This window comes from Mucilaginibacter angelicae (genome assembly GCF_042434235.1).
Taxonomy (GTDB): Bacteria; Bacteroidota; Bacteroidia; order Sphingobacteriales; family Sphingobacteriaceae; genus Mucilaginibacter; species Mucilaginibacter angelicae.
The window spans coordinates 435,990-453,877 of record NZ_JBHLTS010000021.1; the positions used below are offsets into that span (position 1 = coordinate 435,990).

The 17,888-nt window shown below is 40.0% G+C and carries 12 protein-coding genes and 1 tRNA gene; 5 read left to right on the forward strand and 8 right to left on the reverse strand.

Annotated features, from left to right (window positions below):
- Positions 1-144 precede the first annotated feature (144 nt).
- On the reverse strand, positions 145-1,815 hold the full coding sequence (locus tag ACFFGT_RS11420) for a capsule assembly Wzi family protein (protein ID WP_377022660.1): 1,671 nt from the start codon (positions 1,813-1,815) through the stop codon (positions 145-147).
- A gap of 313 nt (positions 1,816-2,128) precedes the next feature.
- Here ACFFGT_RS11420 and ACFFGT_RS11425 point away from each other — a divergent pair, with 313 nt between their 5' ends.
- Positions 2,129-2,281, forward strand: coding sequence for a hypothetical protein (locus tag ACFFGT_RS11425; RefSeq protein ID WP_377022661.1), 153 nt, complete (start codon positions 2,129-2,131; stop codon positions 2,279-2,281).
- 51 nt (positions 2,282-2,332) lie between these two features.
- On the opposite strand, the gene map is transcribed toward ACFFGT_RS11425, so the two are convergent.
- On the reverse strand, positions 2,333-3,097 hold the full coding sequence (map, locus tag ACFFGT_RS11430) for a type I methionyl aminopeptidase (RefSeq protein ID WP_377022662.1): 765 nt from the start codon (positions 3,095-3,097) through the stop codon (positions 2,333-2,335).
- An 80-nt stretch (positions 3,098-3,177) separates the two neighbouring features.
- Here map and ACFFGT_RS11435 point away from each other — a divergent pair, with 80 nt between their 5' ends.
- The gene (locus ACFFGT_RS11435) at positions 3,178-4,059 is read left to right on the forward strand and encodes a helix-turn-helix domain-containing protein (protein WP_377022663.1); all 882 of its coding nucleotides are present in this window, start codon (positions 3,178-3,180) and stop codon (positions 4,057-4,059) included.
- 179 nt (positions 4,060-4,238) lie between these two features.
- Here ACFFGT_RS11435 and ACFFGT_RS11440 read toward each other — a convergent pair whose 3' ends face one another.
- Positions 4,239-6,647 (reverse strand): ABC transporter permease, encoded by a 2,409-nt coding sequence (locus tag ACFFGT_RS11440; RefSeq protein WP_377022664.1) that lies wholly within the window; start codon positions 6,645-6,647, stop codon positions 4,239-4,241.
- 368 nt (positions 6,648-7,015) lie between these two features.
- Here ACFFGT_RS11440 and ACFFGT_RS11445 point away from each other — a divergent pair, with 368 nt between their 5' ends.
- Positions 7,016-9,385, forward strand: coding sequence for an ATP-binding protein (locus ACFFGT_RS11445; RefSeq protein ID WP_377022665.1), 2,370 nt, complete (start codon positions 7,016-7,018; stop codon positions 9,383-9,385).
- Between the two features lie 169 nt (positions 9,386-9,554).
- On the opposite strand, the gene ACFFGT_RS11450 is transcribed toward ACFFGT_RS11445, so the two are convergent.
- The 4 genes from ACFFGT_RS11450 to ACFFGT_RS11465 form a co-directional block, all read right to left on the reverse strand.
- Entirely contained in the window at positions 9,555-10,619 is a 1,065-nt protein-coding gene (locus ACFFGT_RS11450; protein ID WP_377022666.1) for an alkene reductase, read from the reverse strand.
- Between the two features lie 89 nt (positions 10,620-10,708).
- The gene (locus tag ACFFGT_RS11455; protein WP_377022667.1) at positions 10,709-11,692 is read right to left on the reverse strand and encodes a helix-turn-helix transcriptional regulator; all 984 of its coding nucleotides are present in this window, start codon (positions 11,690-11,692) and stop codon (positions 10,709-10,711) included.
- A gap of 379 nt (positions 11,693-12,071) precedes the next feature.
- Positions 12,072-12,158: transfer RNA gene (locus ACFFGT_RS11460), tRNA-Ser, on the reverse strand.
- Between the two features lie 175 nt (positions 12,159-12,333).
- A complete protein-coding gene (locus tag ACFFGT_RS11465) occupies positions 12,334-12,669 on the reverse strand; it encodes an ArsR/SmtB family transcription factor (RefSeq protein ID WP_377022668.1) in 336 nt (111 codons plus the stop codon).
- Between the two features lie 665 nt (positions 12,670-13,334).
- Between ACFFGT_RS11465 and ACFFGT_RS11470 the strand changes: the two genes are divergently transcribed.
- Positions 13,335-14,528: a hypothetical protein gene (locus ACFFGT_RS11470; protein ID WP_377022669.1), complete on the forward strand. Its 1,194-nt coding sequence runs from the start codon at positions 13,335-13,337 to the stop codon at positions 14,526-14,528.
- A 19-nt stretch (positions 14,529-14,547) separates the two neighbouring features.
- On the opposite strand, the gene ACFFGT_RS11475 is transcribed toward ACFFGT_RS11470, so the two are convergent.
- Positions 14,548-14,877, reverse strand: coding sequence for an ArsR/SmtB family transcription factor (locus ACFFGT_RS11475; protein ID WP_377022670.1), 330 nt, complete (start codon positions 14,875-14,877; stop codon positions 14,548-14,550).
- A gap of 199 nt (positions 14,878-15,076) precedes the next feature.
- Here ACFFGT_RS11475 and ACFFGT_RS11480 point away from each other — a divergent pair, with 199 nt between their 5' ends.
- The gene (locus ACFFGT_RS11480; protein WP_377022671.1) at positions 15,077-17,866 is read left to right on the forward strand and encodes a TonB-dependent receptor; all 2,790 of its coding nucleotides are present in this window, start codon (positions 15,077-15,079) and stop codon (positions 17,864-17,866) included.
- The last annotated feature ends 22 nt before the right edge of the window (positions 17,867-17,888 follow it).

The window sequence follows — 17,888 nt, forward strand, 5'->3', positions numbered from 1 at the left end:
ATGAAATAACACTCCAATACGTGATATTATTTTCTGCAAAAGTAAACCAATTTCCCATTTTAGGGAGATAAGGCATTTTTTTTTAATTTTTAGTATAACCGGTGTCCTGATCGATAAACTAAGAATAAAGGCTAAAATTGTTCATTAGTTAAAAAAATAAGTAAAGTTAACCCTTGCATGTAAATTATAACTCGAGCCATTTCGGTATTCATAATTAAGCGTATAAACAGGGGTGGCCTCGGCCGAAATCAAATAGTTTTTAAATTTAAGATTGGTGTAAAATGTGCCGGCTATATCAACCCAGTGCAGGTTACCTATACGGGCATCGGTAAAAGCCTGATAATACAAGTCATTGTTATGCAACTGTCTTTCCAGCATAAGGCCGTATGAATTGTAGTTTTTAATGTAACTTATATCAAAGATAAAGCTGTTGCTCCCGGGGCCAATCCCCGCGCCTATATACCTGCCATAATTGGTATAACCATCTCTCGGGCTTTGTGAATGAATGTACCATGATGGTTCATCGCGCAGCAGATAAGTTGGTGCCCGCTGTAACTGCGTTATTTCTGATTTAATTTGTATAAAACCTCCGCGGCTAAGTTCAAAAAGTTTGCGGCCGCCAAAAGTATATGCTGCCGAATGTTCGGGCTCTTCTATGAAATCAGAAAGGCTCCCCGTACGGTCATTGCGACCCCATTCAAAGTAAATTTCGGCTTTGTACAGGGGTAAAAGCTGCCTGATGTTAAGCGCGTATGCAAAATCCTGCTGATCTCCGTTTTGCCCGTTGTTGGTGTTATTAGCTTTGAGCGAAGAGCCGGTAATAACCGGAATTATTTTGCGAATAATATTTTTGCTGTGATAAGTTGAGTCTTTATCAAGATAATCATAAGCAGAGGCGCCAAGGTATAAGCCCTTTAACCATTTTGGCTGCCAGTTAATACTGTAGGCCGATATATACCTCGTTACTTTAGGTTTTGGGTTATATAAGTTGCTTCCGTATATAAGTTTGCTTATATCATCAGGAGCAAAACCCGATTGTTTCAGGTTGCCCCCTATGATTTGCCACTCAAATGAGCCAATAATTGTTTCAACCGGCTTGGTTGAATTAAATGTCCAGTGAAAAAAACCGGGGGCCGAATTGCTCATCATAATAGAATTTCTTATGCCCGGGCCCCACCACAAATTTTCTGTAGATACACCGGCTTCTATACTTTTATAAGCTAATGTGATTTTTGATTGGCCCGGGTAAAGGTGTTTTAATGATGATGTGCCAAAGCGCTCAGGTGCATCAATACCGTTGATCTGGCCAAAGTAGGCGCTCATTAGTGCCTGCGAATTGTTATTGGCTTGTACATCGGCAAAGGTTGAAAAGCTTTTATTTTGCGCGTAAACCAGTTCGGGTTTTACCTGCACGGTAAGGATCCCGGCCTTTAACAAAAAACCGCCGCTAACCATACTTTGATATCCTGCATTTGGGTATAGCGAAGAATTGTTGTAGCCATAAGGCCTCTTCACATTATATTCGTTTAGCCAGTTGAACGGGAGGATCCGTAAACCGGATGGCATTCCCATGAAATTAAATTTAAGGTATTCATGGCTTGCAATTAATGGCTGAAGGGTTGAATCGGCAATAGCAGAGGCTAAGGGCCTGATAACAAATGACGACTTATTGTCGTTCCCGGCCACCTGCTCCCTGCGCAATAATTCCTCAGTATAGCTTCCGACAGGTACGGTTTGACCATAACTTTTTAATGAAGCAATAAAGCACAGTAAAATAAAAATATATAAGGATCGGGTAGTGATATTAATGCGCATCGAAAAAGGTTTAGGAATTATGTAATTAACCAAATGGTAACACTGAAATATCCTCCTGTTAATATAGATTAAGCCATGGGTGCATGGATATTAATCTTTAATCAATAGTTTAACGTTTGCTGATATTTCGTTAGCAATTATCGGTTTTTTTTTCAAATTCCAAAATATTTTTTAAAGTTTAATAGAAAAACTACAATTTTATTACCAATACGTACGGTGCTGCTAAAACATTACAATGATCTTTAATTAATCAAAGTTTTTACTTGTTTGTCCTTACATTAAAGCGCCTTACCGGTTAAGATATTCAATCACTATGGCGAACAGTTTTTACTATCCTTGCTACTATACCGCCTGGGACGACAAATACCATGGAACAGCGCTGCCTTCGGGAACTTGTTATTATTTGACCGGCCTGCATAAAGGAAGCAAGCATTTATCCGGCTCTGTTGTGGTGCTTATCAGGTAATCCGAAAACGAAAAAACCTCTCTGATCCGCGTTAAGGTTAATATATACATTTTAATCCCAAATCCCGTTTTGTTCAGTCAAAATAATTGGTATTCCATCGGTTACGATTATCGTATGCTCATGCTGCACACTAAAACCACCTTTATCACCAACTAAGGTAAAGCCGTCAGGAAGCTCTACGGCCCAGGAAGAATCAGTTGTTATAAATGTTTCAATAGCCACGACGGTATTCTTCCGAAACCTTCGTTGATCGGATTTATCTCGATAATTTAAAATTCCGTCAGGTAATTCATGCAGGGCCCTGCCTAATCCGTGACCGCCCAGGTTCTTAATGACTTTGTACCCATTTTTTTTAGCTTCATTTTCGATCAATCCACCAATTTCATTTATTTTAACGCCTCCTCTGATCGTGTTGATGGCCTTTCTCAGTATTTCCTGTGAGGTATCGATCAGGTGAATTTTATTATGGATATCCTGACCAACAATAAATGAACCACCGTTGTCAGACCAAAAGCCCTCCAATTCGGCAGAAACGTCGATATTCAACAAATCACCTTCCTGGATAACCCTGTCAGTTGAAGGGATCCCATGGCATACTTCATTATTGATGCTGATACAGGTATAGCCGGGAAATTTATAGGTTAGATATGGTGCAGACTTCGCACCAAATTTTTCCAATAATTGACCGCCATAATTATCCAATTCTTTAGTACTCATTCCCGGACGGGCATATGCGCGCATCTCCTTTAAAGTTAACGCGACAGCATCACTAACTTTTTGCATACCTGCAAGGTCTGTTTTATTCGCTATTATCATAAATATTACTTGTTGGGCCGAAATTATGGGATCTGTAATATCACCGATAGTATAAGTTAGACATTTAAAGTTTTTCAGCAATGAAATTGAATATATTTGCCTTTATGCCTATCAATTTTTTTAAACATTTAGTTGATCAAAATGGCGATCATATTCTCAGAATTATCCCTCCTGAGCATTTAAAGGAAATTGTGGAAGGCTTTTACGTATTTAAGGCTGAAGGCAATCCCAGGGAAAGGGAACTGTTTTTTAACGACGGTTACCCGGTGATAGCCCTTATGCAAAACAGAAACGAAAACGTCAGGGTAAGTATAAACGGGCATACAAAATGTGTAGGTAATGCATGGGTTTGCGGCGGTGTGGTAAGGAATATTTATTGTGAACCCGAGTTTCATTTCGGGGACTGCTTGGTTATTCGTTTTTACGCTGTAACTTTCTTCAAATTATTGGGTATTCATGGCGACTGTTTTCAAAAAAATCAGGTTTTTGATTTTTCCGAAATAGCCGGGCCTGGTTTTGAAAGGTTTAAGGAAGCTTACTATCATTTCACTTCTATTGAAGAAAGAATGAAAACAGTAATAAGTTTTCTTTCAGAAAAGATGGGTATCTATTCTTATCCAAAGGTACTGATCGATATACAGAATTATATTGACAGGCATGGTAAGCTCACGGTCAGGGGTATTTTGGATGGCTATACAGTTCGGTTGAACTATAAATGGCTGGAAAGAAACTTTAAGAAACATTTAGGAATTTCGCCCCAAAGCTATCTTTTAATAAGACGTTTTTTGAACGCTTACATGGATCTGGATTCTGTGACTTCTAAAGATCTTTTACAAATAGCTATAGACAATGGTTATTATGATGATAATCATTTTATAAAGGACTTCCGGCGGTTTTCCGGAGTACCACCCAAAGCCTATTTTAACAAAACAATTAAAGCGTTTGAACCAGGTCCCAAATAAATCGATCAGAACACTTAGATGGTATTTTGGAGATTATTAGGGAGATAATAAACCAATTCTAATAATATTTAATTGCCTAAGAATAAGCTGCTTTGTAAAACTTAAGTTCGTCGCAGATCGGACGATCACAAATAAGGTGTACCGTAAATTACAACCCAATAATTTTCAAAAAGTTATCTTCACTCACTTCTCAAACTTTTTACAGGATTGGCCAGCGCCGCTTTAATGCTCTGATAACTTACTGTTAACAAGGTGATCATTACAGTTCCTAATGCTGTTGCAGCAAATATCCACCAGGAAAGGTTAGTACGGTAACTGTAATTCTGTAACCAGCTATGCAGGAAATAATAGGCTATAGGGATTGCGATAAATAAAGAAATAATAACAAGTATCACAAAATCCTTCGACATTAAACGCCATAAGCCAAAAACAGTTGCCCCCAAAACCTTGCGTACTCCTATTTCTTTAGTACGTTGTTCAGCCATAAAGGAAGCCATACCAAACAGACCAATACAACTGATGAAAATTGCCAGTGAAGCCAGGCATCCGGCAAGTTGCCCTACCCGTTCTTCAGCAGCAAATTTTGCAGCATAGTCTTCATCAACAAATTTATAGTCGAATTGAGCATCGGGGACCACAGATTTAAATACTTTCTCAATTTTATTAAGCGCGTCACCCGCACTTAGGTGTGGATTTATTTTGAGGAACAGATTATCTCCACCGCGCTGCAAAAAAAATACTGATGGATTTACCGGCGAGTATGGAGATTCCATGATCATATCCTTCACAACACCTAATATTTTAAAATTAGTTTTTTTACCCCAGTCAGGAGCCCATGCTACAGGTTCACCTACCGGGTTTTTCAAACCCATTAGCTTTGCTGCTGCCTGGTTAATGATTAAATCCGATGAATCGCTGGTAAATGTTCTTGAAAAATCCCTGCCGTCAATAAACTTCCATCCAATAGTTTTACCATATTCAGGTGTAATTGCAATAGTGTTGAAAGTAGGGTCATAAGCTCCAGGATCTTTGCCTGCCCAGCTAAAACCTTTATTCATGGAGTTGATTCCCGTTAATGGGCTGCTTGATCCGGCCATTTCTGTTATAGCCCCCGTTTTTTTTAGTTCATTCCGTAATACTTCGTATTTCCCGTTATTATAATCAGGAGAATTTACGGTTAACGTAAGCAAACTGGTTTGTGAATAACCTATCGGTCGATTCCTGGTAAACTGGATTTGACGGTAAATAGTTATTGTGCCTATGATCAGGGCAATTGAAACCGTGAATTGAACCACTACCAGGATTTTACGGGGTATCGCAGCAAATCGCCCCGCACTGAATGTACCTTTGATCACTTTAGTTGGTTCAAACGCTGATAAATATAAGGCAGGATATGATCCTGCCAATAAACCGGTAAATAAAACAAAGGTAAATCCTGCCAGCCAAAACAAGTGATTGGTTAAGGGAAGGATCATGCTTTTTCCAGCAATATGATTAAACCAGGGCAGCGCTAATTGCACAATAGCGATAGCTAATGCAAACGAAAATACAGCTACCATTAGTGATTCGCTATAAAATTGCAAGATCAACTGGCTACGACTCGACCCTACCGATTTCCGGATGCCAACCTCTATAGCACGTTTTTGTGAACGGGCAGTGCTTAAGTTCATGAAGTTAATACATGCCATTAGTAATACCATTCCGCCGATGATCCCATAAAACCAAACGAACTTTAACTCGTCGCTGGTTACGTTAAGGCCGTTTTCAAACTTTGAATACAGGTGCCATCTATCCATCGGCTGCAACTTTACTACAGGCTTTCTTTTAACAGCCTTTTCTGGGCTAATATGGCTTATATATAAATCTTTGATCTGATTGGAGATCTTTTCAAGATCAACCCCTGGCTTAGTTTGTACATAAACGTGTACATTTTGATTCCCCCAATCATTTACAGCAGATTTTATCCAACCTGCAGAAGTAATATACAGATCAAACGGCGCAATAAAGGATGCGTCCTTAAAATCAGAATTATCCGGCAGATCTTCATATACGCCTGTTACCTTCGCGTTGAGGTTATGATCTATCTTTAATACCCGGTTAATCGGGTTGATAGTACCAAATAATTTTTTTGCTAACGATGCCGAAAGCAGGATCGAATTGGGAGCTTGCAAGCCTGACCGGCTTCCGTTCAACATTTTAAGCGAGAACATATCCGGTGCGTCTTGCTCCATGAAACTTCCCTGTTGCGTAAATTTTTTATCGCCAATGGCAATCAGATGATTCTCCACCTGGCGGGCCATTACGACATATTTGAAGTTACTTCCATAGGTATTGCGAAGCTCCGATGCCAATGGCATCGGATGATACAGACTTGTTATCCTTTCACCATCGCGGGTATCTTGTCTTAGTACCTGGGCTATTTGTTTGTAATTATCGTGATATTGATCAAATGTAAGTTCGTCTAACACCCACAAAGCGATCAATAATGCTACAGCCATCCCTATGGAGAGGCCACCGATATTGATAAAAGAAGATACTTTATTTTTGATAAGACCTCTCCAGGCCATTTTTAAATAATTTTTGATCATGGTCATCTGAATTTTGATTGAGGAACGCCTCGTTAAGCTGCTTAAAATTTATGCCATTTAAGTAAGTAATTGAAAGTGAGATTATTGTTAATTATTGCTCGGCTGCATCGTTCGAAAACGTTACAATAGGGTGTCCGTTTTTATATGATTATAACCCGTCCTGAAAAAGCTATACAGATACTGTAGTGAAGGGGAATGGCGGCAGCATCAACGTGGATAGCAGGGATAATGAAGGGGCGGAATTATCATAATATTTCCTGTATAATTGTTACATTTTTTATCCGGCCGCCGTTCCAATGTCCTTAATAATTTCCTAATTTTAGCGGGTTTGTAACAACCAGACCGAATTACTCTTGACTCCATTCCTGATGATTTTCAGAACCTTATCATTAAAATACAGAGTGGCAGGATTGCTGCTGCTTATCTCGTTAAGCGTTTCTGCTCAAAAGAAAGAACTGGCACACATCGATTCGTTGCTCAGGCAACTACCTGCCGCCAAAGAAGATACCAATAAGGTTAATTTATTGTTAAAATTGGGCAATACCTATTCAACAGGAACAAAAACCGATTCCTCAATCTTCTATTTACAGCGCGCCCTATTGCTTGCGCAAAGGCTTAAATGGCAAAAGGGAATAACCAGGGCATACTATGATCTGGGGGCTTACCACTTTCATAAGGCTCCCCCAGATTATGTTAAAGCACAAAGTTATCTTGCCCAGGCCGCCGAACTGAGCTTTAAGATAGAGGATTACCAGTTTGCCTATAAATCGGTAGTTTACCTTGCCGGGGCTATACATTTTCAGAATAAAGGGCCCCAGGCCATTAATTACCTGGCGTCGGCAGCAGTGCGTTTTAAAAAATGTAACCAAATAGGGCCGTTAATAAATATTTATGCGACGTTGGGCACTTACTATCAAGGTGAATTTAATTACGCTGCGGCCATGGATTACTATGATAAAGCGCTGAAACTGCAGGAAACAACTCAGCACAATTATTTAAGAGGCTACGATGTAGGTGCAATGGCCGGCCTTTATTTCAATCTCCACAACATAAAAAAGGCAAAGGCGCTTTATTTAAAGGCTATTGGAATGGATGAGAATGATATGCAGGCAGGTAATGAGTCGGCGGTTGCTGAGAACTATGTAGGCTTGGCGCTATGCGCCGACGCGGAGCATGATGACGCGGCGGTAGTAAGCTATTATGATAAAGCTATACAAGCGGCCAAAAAGGGAAGTCACTACAATACGTTGTGCGATATAGAAAACAACGCCAGCTGGCATTATTTTTTAAAAAAGGACTATGATAAAGCTTACGTTCATGCAAAACGATCGCTGTCGTACATTAAAGCCGACGAGTTTTATTTAATTTATGCCTACGGCACTTTGGGCGCCATTTACAGGGAAGCACCTGCCTCCCTTATTAAGAAGGCCGGCTTTGCGCCGGGCCGTCAATATCAGGAAGCACTTGCTTTAACATTAAAGGCTATAAACTACGGCAAAACGCACGATGATGCTGTTTTGGTGACTGACAATTTGAAAGAGTTAAGCCTGACCTACGAAAAAATGAACCGGCATGCTGATGCTTTAAAGACTTACAAAGCATACATAGCCCAGCGGGACACAGCCGACAGTTTAAAGAACGAAAAGGCTATTTTACTGAAAGAAGCACAGCTTGTTTATTCGCGCAAAGAAGATGCGCTGAAATATCAACAGAACATTACCAACGCACAGTTGAAGCAAAAAAAATTGCAAAGCTATTTCTTTATCGGGGGGTTAGCGGCGTTATTGCTTTTATCGCTCTTTATTGGTCTCAATTATTATAACCAGCGCAAATCAAATAAATTACTGGCAGAAGCCAATGACCAGGTGACCAATGCTAACCTTCAGTTAAGCGGGCAGCGTGAAGAAATAACCACCCAACGCGACCGGCTGGTTGAAACTGTTGCTAATTTGAAGACGGCGCAGCAGCAGCTTATTCAAACGGAGAAAATGGCTTCGTTAGGCGAACTGACCGCCGGCATTGCGCACGAAATTCAAAATCCTTTAAATTTTGTCAATAACTTTTCAGAAGTGAGCGTCGAACTTTTGAGCGAACTGAAGGAAGAGGCCCAGGCCGGGAACGTAAGAGATGTAATAGCTATTGCTGATGATCTGACGCAAAATCTTGAAAAAATCAATCACCACGGCAAACGTGCCGATGGCATTGTAAAAGGCATGCTGGAGCATAGTCGCACCTCAACCGGCCAGAAAGAACCCACCGACCTCAACAAACTGGCCAATGAGTACCTGCGGCTGGCTTACCATGGTTTGCGGGCAAAGGACAAAACATTTAACGCCGAGCTGATAACTCATTTTGATGAGAGTCTTCCACCGGTAAATATCATCCCGCAGGATATTGGCCGTGTTTTGCTCAACCTGTTCAACAATGCTTTTTATGCCGTGCAGCAAAAGCAAAAAATGGCAGATGAAGGTTATAAACCAGTACTTGAAATTGCTACTTTACTATCCGGAAGGAATGCTATTATTAGTGTGAAAGATAATGGCACGGGCATACCGGATGCTATTAAGGACAAAATACTGCAACCGTTTTTTACTACCAAACCAACAGGCGAAGGCACAGGATTAGGATTAAGCCTTAGTTATGATATCGTGGTAAAGGGTCATAGCGGTAGTGTTAAAATAGAGAGTACCGAAAAAGAGGGGGCTGAGTTTACAATACAATTACCAATTGTTAATTGAAATTATAGCATTTCTAATATCAAAACAAGTCCATCAATTCATCCGGGAATCAGGAATTTAAATTTTAAGTAAGGTGAAAAAGATTCATCTATATAGATCTATAAACTGAAAAAGTTGAGTAGTTTAGAGTACTACTCAACTTTTCTTGCGGGGTGAATGTTTAAGACATTTATTGAAGTGTGGGATAGTCGGTGTAACCTTTTTCCCCGGGTGTATACAGCGTGGTAAAATCAACTGGGTGTAACAATGCGTTTTTTTCAATCCGGCTTACAAAGTCGGGGTTCGATAAAAAGCTTCTTCCAAAGGCAACGATATCAGCAAAACCTTCATTTAGCTTACTTTCTGCTGTTTCTGCAGTGAGGCCGTTACATAAAATAATAGTGCTTAAAAAATTAGCCCTTATCGCATCAAATGTTTCTTGGGGAATAGCGGGGTTTGCCGAAATATGGATATATTGGATATCCAGCCCGTTCATGGCTTTTGCCAGGTAGGTATAAGTTTCCTGAACTTCGTCCGGGTCATAGGCTTGCAGATCGCCCAGGGCTGAAAAGGGTGAAAAACGGATGCCTACTTTTTCCCTGCCAATAGCACCGGCAACCTTTTCGGTAACCTCAACGGTTAGCCTTGCGCGGTTTGTTATACTGCCACCATATTCGTCGGTACGATCGTTCACGTTTGGGTTTAAAAATTGTTCAAGCAAATAACCGTTTGCAGCATGCAGCTCCACGCCATCAAAACCCGCCTTTATCGCATTTTTTGCTGCTGAAACATAGCCTTCAATTATATTTTTTACACCTGCTGTGGTTAAGGCCACCGGATCGGAATGATCCTGCATACCTGCTGTATCGGTATAGATCTGCCCGGCGGCTTTAATGTCCGAAGCACCCCATAGCGTCCCTTCTGATAAATTATCCTTATGGCCAATGCGCCCGGTATGCATCAGTTGTAAAAATATTTTGGTGCCGTCCTGATGCACCCTGGCGGTAATCTTTTTCCAGCCTTCAATCTGGGCGTCATTAAAAATGCCCGGTATACGCGCATAACCTAAAGCTTCAGGCGTTGGCGCTGTGCCTTCTGTTATGATTAAACCTGCGCCGGTGCGTTGACCGTAATAGGTTGTCATTAAATCGTTAGGGATGTTATTGATTGCGCGGCTTCTTGTCATGGGTGCCATCACAATATGGTTTTTTAGGCCAAACCCGTTTTTGCTATATGCTGTTAATATCTTTTTCATTTTGTCCTTGTCAAATTGTTTTGTTTTGACAGAACAAATGTAGATGCTCGCACAAGCTTAAAATAACGCTCAAAGACTATAAAATAGTCCTATCCGGCGAGTGTGTATTTCTTTGGGGTGATGCCGTAATATTTTTCAAAAAGTCTTGAAAAATGACTTAGGTTGGAGAAACCAAGCCGGTAACCAGTTTCGGAAACAGAGTAGCCCGCATGCTTCAGTAAAAAGCCGGCTTCCTGCATCCGTTCATTCTGATAATAATTATAGATGGTATCGCCAAATACCTGCTTAAATAATTGCTTCATTTTTGTTTCGCTCATCCCCGCCATTTTTGCAAGTGCGTTCAACTGCGGGGGCTGGCCCATGTCGGCGAGTATGGCGGTTCTTATTGCATATAGTTTATCTATATCCGATCTGTTCACCGGGCTTTGCTTTTCAACAGCCCTGTCCAGCAGCTTGTCAAAGAGCAGGTATATCATCTCATGGGCTTTTATGCTATATAACAAATTGCTCAATTTATTTTCTCCATTTATTTCTGACACTTGCTTCAAAACCCGCACCACTTCGGGAATCATCTTTTCGTGATAAAAGAATAAAGCATTGCTATGCAGAATAGTTTCCATCGGGCCGCTTGTTTCACCAATACGCAGCAGTGAAGCAAGCATCTGACGTTTGATTCCGATCACCCCAAAATACACTTCAGCATTGGCTGGAAAAAACGTTTCGGTTGCCAGGGCAGTAGATGCAATCTGAATTGACGATCCATTGGTTTTTAAAAATTGCACTGCACTTTCCCGCTCTTTGGTAAAATCCATGGGTATTTCATTACTGTTGAATACAATGGATACCAATTCATTATTTTCCTCCGGCGGTTTGCGCTTTAAATGAAAATCCTCTTTCAGTGTATAATGGTGCAGAACGAATTTAAAGCCCGGTTCCACATCAACCATTTTGATATGGCCCTTGCCCATATGCGGCGGAATTTGCAGCCCATCATTAAAAACGGGGATATTAAACTTTTCGCCGAAGCTTTTTACAAAATTAAAGTTGGGCTGTACTATAAATTCAAAAGTCATTTTAAAAATATACTTGATTTTTCATTATCAGCTATTTTAGGTACATGTGCTGCTTAACCAGTCTGTCAAAGACGATGAATAAATGATTTATAATTAAATCATTTTATGTCGAGGTAATGATCTGCTTCAAGATCTTTTTCTTTCCTCTACATTTTGAATATGGCAAGTATAATAGCTCCCCTAACCCCTCTGATTTCCACTTCCGTTATATTGCGCAAAGACGTTTTGAGATAAGCGAAAAGATTAAATTTAGTGTTTAATAAAAGAACAAATAGGATATTAGAATTTATATTGGAAATAAAAAAGGCCCACGATAGGCCTTTTCTCTTATGGTTTTTTTAAAAAGCTGAGTAGTTTAGAGTACTACTCAACTTTTTTGCGGAGAGCTAGGGATTCGAACCCCAGGAACCTTTCACAGTTCAACAGTTTTCAAGACTGCCGCAATCGACCACTCTGCCAGCTCTCCGGGCGCAAAAGTACAAATCTGAGGCGAATTGCCAAATCTGAATTGATGTTTTAAGCGCAGGTTAAGCCAATGTTATAAAACAATGCCTGTTTATCAGATTATTATAATTGTATTTTTTTTTACAATCAGCCATTTTCACCTCAGAAATCCGCTAAAAATACCAGTATAAACTTATTTAGCAATCCTGCAGGTCATGTTCAAACGTTCTCAAGCTTTCAAATAGCATGGCAAATCCATCTGCCATTTGCCTAAATAACTGCTCGTCGAGGCCATATTTAATTGAGCCGCGAAAGCCATGGGCTTTTATAATTCCCATGCGCTTTAGTTCGGCAAGATGCTTGGTTATTGTTTCGTGGTTAAATGGAATACTATATAAACTTTCTTTAGACACTGAATTGCCGTTAGCCATGATGATGCGGACAATGGCAATCCTGACAGGCAGTGCCAGGGCTTTTGCAAAATTGGCCAGTTCATTGTCGGTGTTTGAAAACTTTAAGTTAAAATAAGGCATAAATGATCCATACGGTTTTTAAATGCATTAATGTTATAGCCTTACGGCTGATATGTGCATGTAATAAAAAATTAAGAAAACATTGTAAAAGGTATCAGCAGGAGGGGTGTTGATAGCTCAGATTTTCCAGGTACGGATAATAGAAAGGATATTGGCGGTATAAAAAATTTTGTGGGCCCTAAACCTGCCTTGAGCATCATTTTGAGTTAAGGCACGGAACGGGCATAACACGCAGGTCCGGATTAATTTAAATTGATTATTTAAAGCAACTAAGTTTTTGCCGAAAATAACACGCGGGCGGGATAAAAAAAGAACCGGTATCGATTTGCTGTTAGTTGCGCTTGAAATAACGGGGCTGCTTTGTTTTGCCGGTTTATTATTGAGTGTAAAATACTTCCCCGTTTTGGCATGACCGGCAATTTTGGGGCAGCGTGTAACATATAAGCACGAAAAAAAGAAGTACCCTATTGCTATAATTAAACACAGTATTCTTTTACCTAATGTTGCTGTCCTCATGAACCAGGTTTTCAAAGTTCAAATTTATGAGCGTAATGTTACTATCATGTTGTTTAATGATTAAAATAACATTAAGTGAATTGGCGTTTAATTTGTAACTTGTATATAAATTATAAACCCAAAGCATTTTTAATAACGTGTGTTTGCCAATGAGCAGATATGTTAAAATATTATTTGCCTGTTTGTTGCTTTTAGGTACAGCTAAACTGTATGCTCAAAACAACAGGAGGATTTGTTTTGCTTTTTATGACGGAACATTTAATGCTGATGCAGATACTTCGGTTATTGCAAATATCGGGACTGAGTTATCTGTAAAAAGCATAAAAGACTTTTATAAAGCTGTTGATGCGGGTAATTATAATCCTTTACTTAAGGCTTTGTTAAGTTATAAGCAGGGGCACCAGCTTAACGACTGGCTGTATTATCAGCTTGTGCGCAAAACGGCACAGCAAATAAGCCCTAAAGGAAAAGATTACAGTAACTATACCTTATATAAATGGTTCCTGATGGTTAAATCAGGTTATGATGCCCGGTTGGCGCTGGCCGGGAAAAAGATCATTTTTTACGTTTATAACAATGAGGAGATCTCCGATATTCCTTCATATACAGTGAATGATAAAAAGTATATGTGCCTGAATATTCATGATTATCCCGGTACCGATCTCACAACCCAGTCCGCTGTTCCAGTTGATATCAATGTGCCGGGGGCAATAAATTCATTTTCGTATAAGGTTACCCGGATGCCTGATTTTACGCCTGCTGATTATGTTGAAAAAGACCTGCAGTTTACTTACCGGCATAAGGCATACTATTTTAAAATTAAGCTTAATCCGCTTGTTGATTCTATTTTCAGAAATTACCCGGTTGTTGATTTTGAATCCTATTTCAATATCCCTTTGAGTAAGGAAACTTACGGATCATTGATCCCCTTACTTAAACAAAATGTAAGCAGGATGGATATAAAAAAAGGAGTCGATTACCTGATGCACTTTACGCGTTATGCTTTTTTGTATGAAAACGATGAAATGAATTTTGGTCGGGAAAAACGGTTAAGCCCGGAAGAAACCCTGTTTGCCCAATACAGCGATTGTGACGATCGAGCCGCATTGTTTTTTTACCTGGTGAAGGAGGTTTATAATTTGCCGATGATAGCAGTATTATATCCCACTCATATAACTATGGCAGTTCAATTTGATAAACCGGTGGGAAAGCCTTTGTTATATAAAGGAAAAGCGTATTCATTTTGTGAACCTACCCCGCAGCTGCATGACCTCAGGATAGGGCAGGTGTCTGCTTCGCTTAAGCAGGTGCCTTATAAAGTTGTGTATGAATATAACCCATAAATAGGAGAGAGGGTATACATTAGGCCTGCTGCTCTGCGTTGTTAATGGCGCTTAGCATATTTTCAAACTCGGCTGTATACCGGTTCCATGTTGGCCAGTTTACATCATATAATGATTTCTTACCATCAATTGCTACGGTAATCAGCCGGGCATCCAGTAATTCTTTTAAGTGATGGGATACCGTTGGTTGCGCCAATGGCAATATTTCAACTATTTCGCCGCAGGTAAAATGTTTGTGCTGTGCCAAAATGCGCATAATAGCTATCCTTGCAGGGTGCGACAGCGCCTTTGCTACCATTGATATATCCTGATCTGTTGCGGCAAATTCAGCCTTTTTGTGATTAGCCATGTTTAAATATGAGTTACAAATATATAACTCACATTTAAACATGAATAATTGAAGGTTTTCTCTTCATCTAATCTTCATGATATTGAATAAAATCGATAGTTGTCTATATAATTTAATATTTAAGATATTCGATTTGATAATTTTGGCTTAACATGAATTTAATTTAACGGGGATACTTTTGACCCGTCATTAAAAATTTATGAACAAAATCAAAACGCTTCTCCTGCTAACCTTATCTGTATTTCTTATTAACTCCGGTGCCTTTGCCCAGGGTAACGGGAAAATTGTAGGCAAAATTATTGATCAAAAAACAAGCGAAACCCTTATTGGCGCCACTGTTGGCATTGAAGGTTCCCAAAGAGGGGCTGCCACTAACGTAGATGGTAGCTATGTACTGGCCGATGTAAAACCCGGAAAGTATACGCTGATCATTAAATATATCGGGTACCAAAGTAAATCCATTTCAGATGTTGAGGTAAAGGCAGGTGCAGCAACCTCGCTTGATGTAGCCTTAAGCGCTGCAACTTCAACTGCGCTTAAAGAGGTAGTTGTAAAGGCTACTTATCGCCAGGCTTCGGTTGCAGCATTGTATGCAGTTCAAAAAAACAGCGCGTCTATATCTGATGGTATCTCGTCAGAACTGATCAAAAGATCGCCCGACCGCAGTACGAGTGATGTATTGAAAAGGGTAAGTGGCACTACTATACAGGATAACAAATTTGTGGTGGTTAGGGGACTGAGTGATCGTTACAATACGGCCTCGTTAGATGGATCTCCACTACCAAGTACTGAGCCTAACCGTAAAGCTTTCTCTTTTGATATCGTACCTGCAAATCTTATCGAAAACATTATCATCAGTAAAACAGCTACACCTGATATCCAGGGCGATTTTGCCGGCGGTAACGTGCAGATCATCACTAAAGATATCCCTGATCAAAACTTTGTAAGTTTTGGCGTAGGCTTAGGTTATAATTCACAAAGTACGTTTAAGGATTTTCAAAGCGGTTTCCGCGCTACCAGCGATTACTTTGGCTTTGACGACGGAACCCGTAAACTGGTGAGTAATTTTCCCACAACAAATCAAATTGTTAATAAGCAGTTAAGCACTACACAAACAATCCAATCAATCAGGAGCCTTAATAACGATTTTAACATTTATAAAAGCACTGCTTTGCCGAGTCAAAATTACCAGCTTACTGTAGGCAATGTAAAAGAACTTGGCGCCAATAAAAACAGATTGGGTACTACGGTAGCACTAACTTACCGAAACTCGCAAACTATAGTGCCCGATTTGGTACAGCAGTTTGATAACTATGACTATCATAATGCGCAATATAAATTTTCGACCAATGTTGGCGCACTTGCAAACTTTGCATACAGCTTTGGTAAAAACAAAATCACGTTAAAAAATCTTTATAACCGCATTTTTGACGATCAGTTCACTTACCGCACCGGTTCAAACACCAGTAACGGAAGTTATGATACCCGCTTTTATGCCAATGACCTGCTCGAAAAATCATTGTTTAAAACCACGCTCGAGGGCGAACACGCGCTTGGTGCAAAAAGTTCAAAGCTAAAATGGAACTTAGGTTATAGTAATATTATCAACGACCAGCCAGATCAACGTAAAACCAATTACAAACAAGGCGCCGCAGGCGAACCGTTTTATGCGCAGGTTACCAACCTGAGCAAAGAAAACGCCCGTGTTTTCTCGCATTTAACCGAAAATATTTATTCAGGCAAAGTTGATTTTAGCCTGCCGGTTAATTGGTTTAAGCAAAGCACACTTAAACTTGGTGTTAACTCACAATACCGCGACAGGAAATTTAACGCAAGGTTTTTGGGTGTTGTGCTTAATACCAACGATCCCGAATACGATGTTAACACTATACTGCAAAGGCCAATTCAAACTATTTTTGGTCCAAACCTTATTAACTCGGGTATTTATTCGCTTGACGAGATCTCAAACCCGACAGACAGGTATACTGCACATAGTTTCACAAACGCCGGTTACGCTATGCTGGATAGCAAATTCAGCGAAAAAATCAGGATTGTTTATGGTTTAAGGGTTGAGAAATTTAATTTAAAGCTTAACACCGAAGAAGTTGGTGTGCCGCAGCCGCGTGCCCAGCTGGATAATACCGACTTTTTACCTTCCGTAAACTTCACCTATAGTTTAACGCAAAAAGCAAACTTCAGGGCATCATATTACCGCACTGTTGCCCGCCCGGAATTCAGAGAGCTTGCGCCCTTTGCTTATTATGATTATGAATTGCTGGCAACTCAGCAGGGCGAGCCTGGTCTGAAACGCACACTGATTGACAATGCCGATTTGAGGTATGAATTTTATCCTTCGGCCGGGCAGATCTTATCATTCTCGGTTTTCTACAAAAAATTCCAGAACGCTATAGAGCCTACAATTGAAGATAGAAACTCATCAACCACTATCAGCTACTTCAATTCAAAATCGGCTTATGTATATGGTTTTGAGATGGAGGCCCGTAAAACACTTGATTTTATAAACGGAGGTGCTTTCTTTAAAACAACTACAGCTTACGTCAATCTGTCTATCAACAAATCAAAAGTAACTAACCCAGATGATGGTGATAAAAGACTTGAGAAAGATCGTCCGCTGGTAGGGCAATCGCCTTATGTAATTAACGCGGGTTTACAACATACCGAGTTTGATAATAAATTATCAGTGAACGTATTGTTTAACAGGCTTGGCGAAAGGATCTTTTATGCCGGCGGTGACAGGTTCTCGAGCATCTACGAGCAGCCAAGGAATGTACTTGACTTCCAGGTTGGCTATAAGGTGCTTAAAAGCAAAGGCGAAGTTAAGTTAAGCGCCACAGACGTGCTGAACCAAAAATATAATTTCATATACAAGCTTGATGGTAAGCCTTATATCCCGTCGGGATCGGGTTATACATTCAGGAATTACTTCCCGGGTTCAAGCTATGCCCTTTCATTCAACTATACCTTTTAATAATTAATACTACTAAAAAAAA